General features: G+C 37.7%; 9 protein-coding genes. 5 read left to right on the top strand and 4 right to left on the bottom strand.

Annotation, left to right across the window (positions count from 1 at the left end):
* On the bottom strand, positions 1 to 1,756 hold a 1,756-nt coding region (locus tag ESU54_RS02575), incomplete at its 3' end, for a CARDB domain-containing protein (protein ID WP_146848073.1).
* A 75-nt stretch (positions 1,757 to 1,831) separates the two neighbouring features.
* On the opposite strand from ESU54_RS02575, the gene ESU54_RS02570 reads away from it, so the two are divergent.
* The 5 genes from ESU54_RS02570 (at position 1,832) to ESU54_RS02550 (ending at position 6,930) form a co-directional block, all read left to right on the top strand.
* Positions 1,832 to 2,752, top strand: a complete 921-nt coding sequence (locus tag ESU54_RS02570) for a NifU family protein (protein WP_111842684.1) — start codon at positions 1,832 to 1,834, stop codon at positions 2,750 to 2,752.
* 196 nt (positions 2,753 to 2,948) lie between these two features.
* A complete protein-coding gene (locus ESU54_RS02565; protein WP_111843238.1) occupies positions 2,949 to 3,149 on the top strand; it encodes a dodecin family protein in 201 nt (66 codons plus the stop codon).
* Positions 3,150 to 3,220: 71 nt separating this feature from the next.
* Positions 3,221 to 5,335 (top strand): thioredoxin domain-containing protein, encoded by a 2,115-nt coding sequence (locus ESU54_RS02560; protein ID WP_111842685.1) that lies wholly within the window; start codon positions 3,221 to 3,223, stop codon positions 5,333 to 5,335.
* Between the two features lie 5 nt (positions 5,336 to 5,340).
* Complete coding sequence (locus ESU54_RS02555) at positions 5,341 to 6,186, top strand: mechanosensitive ion channel family protein (protein WP_111842686.1); 846 nt, start codon at positions 5,341 to 5,343, stop codon at positions 6,184 to 6,186.
* 42 nt (positions 6,187 to 6,228) lie between these two features.
* The gene (locus ESU54_RS02550) at positions 6,229 to 6,930 is read left to right on the top strand and encodes a hypothetical protein (RefSeq protein ID WP_111842687.1); all 702 of its coding nucleotides are present in this window, start codon (positions 6,229 to 6,231) and stop codon (positions 6,928 to 6,930) included.
* A gap of 8 nt (positions 6,931 to 6,938) precedes the next feature.
* On the opposite strand, the gene tsaB is transcribed toward ESU54_RS02550, so the two are convergent.
* From tsaB to ESU54_RS02535, 3 genes are read right to left on the bottom strand one after another with little or no spacing between them, the layout of a single operon-like run.
* Positions 6,939 to 7,598, bottom strand: a complete 660-nt coding sequence (gene tsaB / locus ESU54_RS02545) for a tRNA (adenosine(37)-N6)-threonylcarbamoyltransferase complex dimerization subunit type 1 TsaB (RefSeq protein ID WP_111842688.1) — start codon at positions 7,596 to 7,598, stop codon at positions 6,939 to 6,941.
* A complete protein-coding gene (locus ESU54_RS02540; protein WP_111842689.1) occupies positions 7,598 to 8,878 on the bottom strand; it encodes an efflux RND transporter periplasmic adaptor subunit in 1,281 nt (426 codons plus the stop codon). The genes tsaB and ESU54_RS02540 overlap by 1 nt, the downstream gene beginning before the upstream one ends.
* 2 nt (positions 8,879 to 8,880) lie before the next feature.
* On the bottom strand, positions 8,881 to 10,317 hold the full coding sequence (locus ESU54_RS02535) for a TolC family protein (protein ID WP_111842690.1): 1,437 nt from the start codon (positions 10,315 to 10,317) through the stop codon (positions 8,881 to 8,883).
* Between the last annotated feature and the right edge of the window lie 69 nt (positions 10,318 to 10,386).

Raw genomic sequence — 10,386 nt, 5'->3', positions numbered from 1 at the left:
CGATGCCAGCGATCGCACGGCTGAAATAGATCTTGAAATCAGTCAGGTCAAAACAACTGCCCGTATTGTCCTCGATCCGAGCGTAGATCGTCTGGGGGGAAGGGGGAACTATGATGTGGACCCCGCCCAAAATTTCCGTGCCGGGAATACCGTCAAAGGATTTTTGGAAGGTATCGTAATATTTTATGACGAAATCTGCTGGGTTCTGAGCACCCAAAATATCACCGTCATTATCGGTCAGGTTGAAGACACCCGCAGTGCTACCGTAATCGCACTGGTACATATCTGGCGCAGGGTTCGCTACTGGCTGAGGCCTAAATGTAATTACCACGGAATTACTATCAACTCTACAAATACCATCAACTGCTTCAACAGAATAAATACCGTCAATAGTAACAACTAGTGTTGGATTGGTTGCGCCAGGAATAGGAATTGCATTTCTAAACCATTGAATATTGAATGGAGGGTCAGTTACGCCTGAGTCCAAAATAACTGGTCTTCCCAAACAAGCTGGGCCAGGAGTAAGAAGTATTCCAGCCGTACTAAGGTCAACTGGATATATAAATTCATTGTTACTTTCATCAGTTTCTGCAACAATACCAGTACCATTTCCTATATCATCGACAACAGCTCTTAGGTTGAAATTATTTGGTGTGGCTATAGGTATATTTAGAGTAATAGTACCGCTTTCGGACCCTCCTAAAGGAATAATATTAGTAGTAGTGGTTTGTCCTATTAGCACCGCATCCGCATAAAAAGCAATTGGCGTATTGGCAGGCAATTCATTGGTACTGTTAACATTATAGACCGTATATTCTACATCTATATTATTGTTTTGGCAAAGCACCCCAAGATCATCTATCTCAATAGTTGCATCTGGTAATTCGGAATTTACACTGGTAATAATATTATTTACCATTATAAAATCCTGCTGCGATTCCAATTCAATTAGAATACTTGTATCCCCTTGAGCTACAATCCCAGTCAAATCGTAATAATCCAAATCCATGTTATAGTTCTGGGCATTGGCAGGTGGTCCAATATAAGAATTGGTTCCGTTAAATGCATTATTTGCAGGGTTTAATGCATTTGATATTAAAGTTCCATTAATAAAAAGACTTTCTCCATTGGCAATTTCAGCCTCTCCTTCCCAAGCCAAAAAGCCTATTTTTGAAAGAACATCAGAGCTTACATCAATATTAGTCAAGGTGATGCTCAAGTTATTATTATTTGCAGAAACACTTTCCAAACCATCAAAAAGGCTTATTTGATTAAGCAATAATGAAGGATCTTCATAAATAACATATATGGCCCAACCTCCAAAATTAGTTCCGCAATAGCCAGGAAGTAAAGCCTGTACGTCCATGTCAGAAAAGGTATAAGTGCCATTCCCCGTAGCGCCTACCAATGCTGTTACGTCGGCATAGGCGGAAAAATAAGGGCTACCATTAAATGTATGGCTAAAAATACGCTGTGCGCTAATAGGTGTTCCATTTAAAGCAACATCAAAATCGCCTGTACCTATAGAGCCCCAATATAGATGTGCAGACACGAAAGTTTGTCCAGGGTTTAAAGCCAAGTTAGCACTGCTTTGCAGCAACTGTCCACAATATCCATTGAAGTTTGGCTGTGCGTTTAACGTGTTACCAACAGCAGTAAAATCATAACGACCATTAAACTGTTGAAATAGTTGCACCGGTTGCGAAAAAATGAAAAGAGGAAATATGAGAAGAAGTAGAAGTATTAATTTTTTCATAATTGGGCTGTTAAGATGCCAAATATATTGAATACATTGTTTTTCTTTTTATATTTTCGCAAAAAAAACAAGTAAATGCTGCAATTTAACATAGATATTACTCAAACATCCAACCAAAATATTGTTAAATTTATTGTTAATTCCTTCTTAACACGCTCTACCAGCTACGAATTTAAAAATATTGATGAGGCGAAAGCGAGTCCGCTGGCGCAGCAACTTTTTTATCTTCCATTCGTAAAAACCGTTTATATCACTCAAAATTTTGTCGCCATTGAAAAATTTGACATTGTGGAATGGAAAGACGTGCAAGAAGAAGTTGCAGAATCCATTGTGGAATATTTGAATACTGGCAAGCCAGTAATTACTGAAACTGACATTCCTAAGAAAATTCCGGTAAGTATTTATGCCGAAAGCACCCCAAATCCTGCCGTGATGAAATTTGTGGCCAACAAGCCCATGGCTACTGGAACTTTTGAATTTAAAAATATTGAAGATACAGCGCATTCCCCATTGGCGAAGGCGCTGTTCAATTTTCCTTTCGTAAAGGAAGTTTTCATTAGCGGAAACTTCGTTTCCGTGATGATATTTAACATGGCTGAGTGGGAGGAAATTTCCATGGAAATACGAGAATTCATCCGAAAATTTATAGAAGACGGAAAACCAGTATTGAACGATGATGCAATGAACACCACGAATACTGCTTCAACTATTTCTTCAACTAAAGAATCTTCCGAACAGACCGTGAAAGTTCATACCGACCTCGAAAAAGAAATAATCTCCATCTTAGATGAATATGTGAAGCCTGCCGTGGCGAGAGATGGTGGCCATATTCTTTTTGATTCCTTCAATGAAGATACCAAAACGGTAAAAGTGATACTTCAAGGCGCCTGCAGTGGCTGCCCTTCTTCAACCATTACTTTAAAAAACGGGATTGAAACGATGCTGAAGGAAATGCTTCATGGGCAGATAAACAGTGTTGTTGCTATTAATGGGTAGAAGCCTTGTCCCCGTATCCCCCAAAGGGGGAACATCTAGCTGAAAAAGTTTCCAAGAAAACATTGCTATTCCTCCCCTTTAGGGGCCGAGGTAACATCCGTAGCTTTTAACTTAATTTTCAGATTATTGGGCTTGAATAATTGTATCTTGAGGCTTTATTAATATTTCGATGAATATCGAAAAAAAACTAAAATTTATGGCAGTATTAAAAGTAATTGAAATTCTTGCAAACTCAAAAGAAAGTTGGGAAGACGCAACTCGAAACGCCGTTAAAGAAGCTTCAAAAAGTGTTAAAAACATACGTTCTGTTTATGTAAATGAACAAAGCTGCGTTGTGGATGGCGCTAATATTACCCATTTCCGTGTGAACGTTAAAATTACTTTTGAAGTAAGTTAAATTCACCAAGAATCATGAAAATACGCTTTTGAGGTTTCAAAAGCGTATTTTTGTTTTCCTAAAATTCAGCTATGCGCATACTATTTGCTTTTTTGGCAACAACCATCTTTCTTGGCTGCAATTCTTCAAAAAAAGAAACTGTGAAAACACATCCCTTTACCAACGATTTAATCCACGAATCCAGCCCTTATCTGCTTCAGCACGCACACAATCCCGTGAATTGGAAACCATATGGTGAAGCTGCACTCCAGCAGGCAAAAAAAGAGAAGAAACTAATTGTAATAAGCATCGGCTATGCCGCCTGCCATTGGTGCCACGTGATGGAACATGAAAGTTTTGAGGACAGTACAGTTGCATCGGTAATGAACAAAAATTTTATTTCGGTAAAAGTAGATCGCGAGGAACGTCCAGACGTTGACCAAACCTATATTAATGCCGTGCAATTGATGACCGGAAGTGCAGGCTGGCCGCTGAATGTGGTTACCCTTCCCGACGGACGGCCTGTTTGGGGCGGCACCTATTTCCGTAAAAACGACTGGATAAACGCATTAGAGCAAATTCAGGAAACCTATAACAAAGAACCCGAAAAGCTGATTGCTTACGCCAACCGTCTGGAAGAAGGCATCAAAAGCATGGATTTGGTGCATTTGAACACGGAGGATGTTGATTTTACGAAATACCCCACTTCGGAAATAGTTAAGAATCTATCGCAGAATTTCGACCAAAAAAACGGCGGATTTAAAGGCGCTCCAAAATTTATGATGCCTAACAATCTTGAGTTTTTGTTACGACAAGCTTTTGAAAAAAACGACTCCGAACTACTGAATCACGTAACACTTACTCTAGATAAGATGGCCTATGGCGGGCTCTACGATCAAGTTGGCGGCGGTTTTGCACGCTATAGCACCGACGAAAAATGGCATGTACCGCACTTTGAAAAAATGCTTTATGACAACGCACAACTTGTAAGCCTTTACAGTAACGCCTTTTTGGTCACAAAAAAACCACTTTACAAAGAAATTGTTGAAGAAACCTTAGGTTTTATAGCGCGAGAGATGACCAATGAGGAAGGCGGGTTTTATTCTTCTTTAGATGCCGATAGCAAGGATGAAAATGACAAATTAGAGGAAGGTGCTTTTTATGTTTTTACCCCGGAAGAATTGCAGAAATTATTGAAAGGTGATTTCGATATTTTTAAGGAATATTATAACGTGAACAGCTACGGAAAGTGGGAAAACAATCATTACGTCCTCATCCGAAAAAAGACGGATACTGAAATTGAAAATGAATTTGGAATAACTTCTGAAACACTTCAGCTGAAAAAGAAAAGCTGGAAAAACACCCTCCTCGCCTATAGAAACAAAAGACCAAAACCGCGACTGGATGACAAAACCCTTAGTTCATGGAATGCAATGATGCTGAAAGGTTATGTAGATGCATACAAAACATTCGGCAAAAAAGAATATTTAGACGCTGCACTTAAAAATGCTACGTTTATTTCTGAAAAACAGCTTCAGAAAAACGGAGCGCTGTTCCACAACTATAAAAATGGAAAAAGCAGTATCAATGGTTTTTTGGAGGATTACGCATTTACAATTGAAGCATTTATTGATCTTTATCAAGTTACTCTAGATGAAAAGTGGCTGAACCTTTCAAAGAAAATGGCAGATTATGCAAAGGCTAACTTTTTTGATGAAGAAAAACACATGTTTTATTTTACCTCAAAAGAGGACGCAGCCATAGTTACACGAAATTTTGAATATCGAGATAACGTGATTCCTGCTTCAAACTCAGTAATGGCGAAGAATCTTTTTGTGCTTTCAAAATATTTTGAGGAAACTGGTTTTGATGAAATTTCGCGTCAAATGCTAAAAAATGTTTCTGTGGAAATTGAACAATACCCCAGTGGTTTTTCAAACTGGTTGGATCTTTTGTCAAATTTTCAAAATGATTTCTATGAAGTAGTAATCGTAGGAAAAGATGTTTCGGAGAAAATAAAAGAATTTAACAAACACTATCTTCCCAATATAATTATGGCCGGAAGCAAGGGAGAAAAAAACGGGCCACTTTTTGAAAACAGGTACACGCCAGATGCTACACTTATTTACGTCTGCGTGAACAATGCGTGTAAACTGCCCGTAGAAGACACGAAAATTGCAATTGAATCATTAAACAATAAAGAATAGATTTTATGGAAAGATTTCAGGACTTGGATATATATATCGAAAAGTACGGACAAAAATTAATTGATTTTCTGCCGAGCGTAATTGGCTCGCTTTTAATGCTGCTGATTGGTCTTTGGATTATTAAAATGATCAACCGTTTCATTAAAAAGTTTTTTGACAAAACAGAATACGATCCCACGCTGGAAAATTTTATTGCTAGTTTAATCAGATGGGGATTAAAGATTGTACTTTTTGTTTTGGTTGTAACGCAACTGGGTGTTGAATCTGCTTCATTGATTACTATTATTGGTGCTGCTGGTCTTGCCATAGGCTTGGCATTACAGGGATCGCTTTCAAACTTTGCAGGTGGCGTTTTAATATTATTATTAAAGCCTTTTAAAGTTGGTGATTTCATCAGTGCCCAAGGAGTGGACGGTACGGTGAAGGAAATTTCCATTTTCAACACAAAACTCAATACTGTGGGCAACCAATTGGCCATTATGCCCAATGGAAAACTGAGCAACGAAAACATTATCAATTTCACCGAAGAAGGAATACGCCGTGAGAGTTTAACTTTTGGCATAGGGTATGGCGACGACATAAAGAAAGCCAAAGATATCTTGCTGAATTTAGTTTCAGAACAAGAAACTGTTTTAAAAATTGAAGACAAAATGCCAATTGTGGCTGTAATTGAGCTTGGCGACAGCTCTGTAAATCTTATGGTACGTTATTGGGCTAACAATGATGATTTCTGGAAGCTGCGTTGGTTGATTTTGGAAGAAGGAAAAACAAGACTGGAAGCTGCAGGAATATCAATTCCTTTCCCTCAACGCGATGTTCATCACTTTAATTTGGAAACATTAAAAAAATAATGTTTAATTTGTAAGAATTATTAACAGTGTTAAAAAATTAAAATGAAAAAAATAATATTTACAGCGGTATTTGTCTTAATAACAATTTCGCTTTTTTCTCAAAAAAATACAGGCTATTACAGTATGTATGAACGCACGATAGATATAAATCAAAAGTCAATGGCCTTTGGTTTAACCGAGGCCGAATTCAGTGCAATAAAGGATGAGGCTTATGCAAATGTAAATTTCGTTCCTGGAAAAATATTCCAAGAAGATCAATTGATAAAAGACGATGTGCCAATGCGCTACAATGCATTCGCTGACGAAATTGAAATCAAGAGAAACACCTCTGATGTGAGTTATAGCGCTCTGATAAAAGATCCAAATATCTTTGTTAAAATTTTTAAGGATATTTATGTTTTTGTTCCCTATGAAGGAAGTAATGAAAAAGGGGGATATTTTGCTGTGCTTAATGATGGCAAAACTTACGACCTTTATAAAAAAACCACTGCTATTTACCGGGAACCTCATAAAGGCCGAACCAGTTATGAACGGGATACTCCGCCATCATTCACAAAAACTACCACTTATTATTTGGTACAGAACGGGACTTTTATGGAAATGCCAAGTAGTAAATCGAAAGTGCTTAAAATGATGGACAAAAAGAAAGGTGAAGTAAAAAACTATATAAAACAAAACAACATCGATACTGACAAGGAAGCAGACATGATAAAATTGGTTTCTTATTTTGATTCACTTTTGTAGAAGAAAAATCAGCCAAGTATAAATTCCTTTAAATAAAAAGGTTCAAAATAAGCGACATTTTCTGTGTCGCTTATTTTGTATTTAGCCTCCGCCAAAAGTACCATATCTGCTGAAGTTGGAAACGCATCATTTTGGAAAATGGCATTTTCGTTTTTACAAATTGCTTCAAATTTTACAGCGCCATCACCTATAAAAATTGTTTTACCATTTTTCAAATAATCAGTAAAGGAATTCTCGTTTAAAATTTCGGCCTTTGTTTCGCGAATTTGCTTTTTTTCTGAATTGAAAACAGCGGAATAAACTTCCATTCTTCGGGCATCGAGCAATGGAATTATAAAGCAATCTTCGCATTGCACTTGCTGCGCCAATACTTCCAAAGTAAGTGTAGAAATTAATGGAATGTCCATCGCAAAACACAGCCCTTTAGCTGCCGAAACGCCAATGCGCAAACCTGTATAAGACCCCGGACCTTTACTTACCGCCACAGCATCCAAATTCTTTTTATCAATCTTAGCTTCTTTTAAAACTTCATCAATAAAAACGTGGAGCTTCTCTGCGTGTGAATATTTTTGGTTGTTCTCTTCTCGGATCGCCTTTATTTCGCCATCAACCGCAATGGCCACAGAACAATTGGTAGTAGCAGTTTCAAGACACAAAATAGTAGCCATTACTTTTCTTTTTTATCCTTTACGGGAGCGGCAACTTGAACCTTATCGCCTTGTTTTAAAAGTTTGGTCACTGTGTTGTAGGGCCCTGTTATTACAATTTCGCCTTCTTTTAATCCAGATAATATTTCAATGTTTGAATCGTCCTGAATTCCAGTTTTAACAATGCGAAGTTTTGCTTCTTCCCCTTCCTTTATGTAAACAGCTTCAAATTTTTCGGCGTTTGTGTTTGCAACTTCCCCTGTATATGGTTTCTTAGAGTCTGTGGTATCCGTTTTTATAACGATGGCACTGATGGGAACCCCAATTACTTTATTTTTTTTATTGGTAATAACATCAACCGTCGCGGTCATTCCTGGACGAAATGGTGAATAGCTTTCTGGTTTTCCTTCAGTTAGGTCTTTGTACGATTCTGGTAGAATACTCACTTTTACCTTAAAATTGGTTACTTGGTCTGCAGTCAATGCGCTCTCTGCGCTATTTGCTATAGCCGTAACCACACCTTTAAATTCTCGCTTTAAATAGGCATCAACCTCAACAATTGTTGAATCACCAACTGTAACTTTTACAATATCATTTTCATTAACGTCAACTTCCACTTCCATTTTCTGAAGGTTAGCAACGCGGACAATTTCTGTACCTGCCATTTGTGCTGTACCCACTACCCTTTCTCCCAATTCAACAGAAAGCTTGGAAATGGTCCCACTCATAGGCGCATAAATAGCCGTTCTAGAAAGGTTGTCCACAGATTGCTTCACATTTGCAGAAGCACTCTGAACGCTGTAATATGCTGCTTTGGAACTCGCCTGAGCCATATCGTAATCAGCTACAGATTTGTCCCACTCTGATTTTGAAATTACACCTTTTTCAAATAGTGCTTTGTTACGATCGTAGTTTAGTTTTGCATTTTTTTCACTTGCCTGAGCTTGTGACAATTGTGCGCGAACATTTTGCAAACCTGCCTGTGATTGGCTCACGGCTGCTTGAATTAGGTCTGGGTTTATTTTAACCAAAAGATCCCCTTTTTCTACGGTTTGACCCTCCTTTATAGGAAGTTCAATAATCTCACCGGAGACTTCGGAAGAAAGTGCAACTTCTACTTCGGGTTGAATTTTTCCTGTTGCAGCAACAGTTTCAATAATATCAATGGGTTCAATTTTGGTTATTTCAACATCTTTGAAATCTCCCGATTTTCCAAACCATCCTGCTTTTTTCCCAACAAGGAGCAAAACAATAAGTAGGACAACGACTATAATAATCCAAATGAGCGTTTTTTTCTTCATACTTAAAATTTTAATTCGCTTGCAGGAACACCAAAGTAAAGTTCCAACACTTTCAATTTAAAAATATATTCAAATTTAGTTCTGTTTTCTTCAATTTTCGCATTATCGAAACGCAATTTTGATTGGCTGAAATCGAAAGCATTTGTAAGTCCAACATCATAGCGGTCTTTTGCATATTGATATGCCAACTCTTGCGATTCTAAGGCTACAACCGCAGATTCATAAGCCTTTTCTGCGCCCTGTGCATCTACATAGGCTTGGTAAACGTTTGACTCCAAATCAAGTTTTGCCTGTTCTAGTTGGTATTCGGTTCTTTTTAAATTGATTTTGCTCCTTTTCACATTATTTCTAACCGATAAACCATTGAATATAGGAACGTTTAGCTGCAATCCGTAAGAAATACCATCATTTAAATAAAGTTGCTCTGTATAAGGAAGCGCAGAAGTTGATAGTAAAGCGTAATTGGGCGCCACGACCACATCTCCTGTTGCCTCTACTATACCAATAGGCTGGCTTGGCTGATCTGGATCTATACCGCCTTGTAGTATTCTAGGGGCATCAGATTCTCTAGTGTTGTAATTCACAAAACCGCTTAATGAAGGGTAATAATTGCTTCGTGCAAGTTGCAAATCTTTCATTGCAATGGCAGCGTTTTCTTCGGCAATTTTCACTTCGGCGCGATTGTTTTGTGCGGCTTCAATAATTTCTTCAACCGGTTTTTTTGTAATGTCATTTTGAATTATTTCATACCCTTTATCTACAATATCAAAATGTTCGTAATCTTTTATAAGGAGTAATTGCGCCAAGCTTATCAGTGAAATTTTAACTGCATTTTCGGTCACTGTTATTTTCTGTTTTTCACTGGCATCTGTGGCCTTTATTTCCAATAGATCCCCACGAGGAAGCACTCCCGCATCTACTAGATCATTGGTCCTTTTTAACTGTTCTAGCGTAACGATATTCTGGGATTTGGCCACTTCCAGATTTGCTTTATTTAAAAGAATCTGTAAATATGAATTTGCCACAAGCAACGAAATGTCGTCTTTCATTTTGTCCAAATTGTATTGGGCGGCAAGTTTGGCAATATCGGCCTGTTGGCTTTCTCTGATATTTTTAAGTCCATTAAAAATGGTAATTCCTGCTGTAAGATTATAGGAAGAGTTACGCGTTGTTTGCGATTGTAAAACACCCGTAGTCACATTTTGCGTTAGCCCAGTATTCCAAGAATTAGAGGCAGAACCATTGAGGGTTGGTAAAAAATTGCCAATAGCATCTTTTTTAGCTAATTCCGTAGCTTCATAATCTAGTTCGCTTTGTTTTACCGAAATGTTATTTTCAAGTGCATGATTCACACATTCCTGTAAAGTCCATTGTTTTGTTTGGGCTGAGAGTGAAATGCTAAGTATCAAAAAAAAGAAAGGGATTGCTATCTTCTTCATAAGTTTTTCTATTGATGAATAAGTCTTTTGTAAAGCGAATGCGTTACAAAAATTATAATTTTTAATTAG

Source organism: Aequorivita antarctica, from assembly GCF_007997155.1.
GTDB classification, from domain to species: domain Bacteria; phylum Bacteroidota; class Bacteroidia; order Flavobacteriales; family Flavobacteriaceae; genus Aequorivita; species Aequorivita antarctica.
This window is presented reverse-complemented; position numbering and strand designations above follow the sequence as displayed.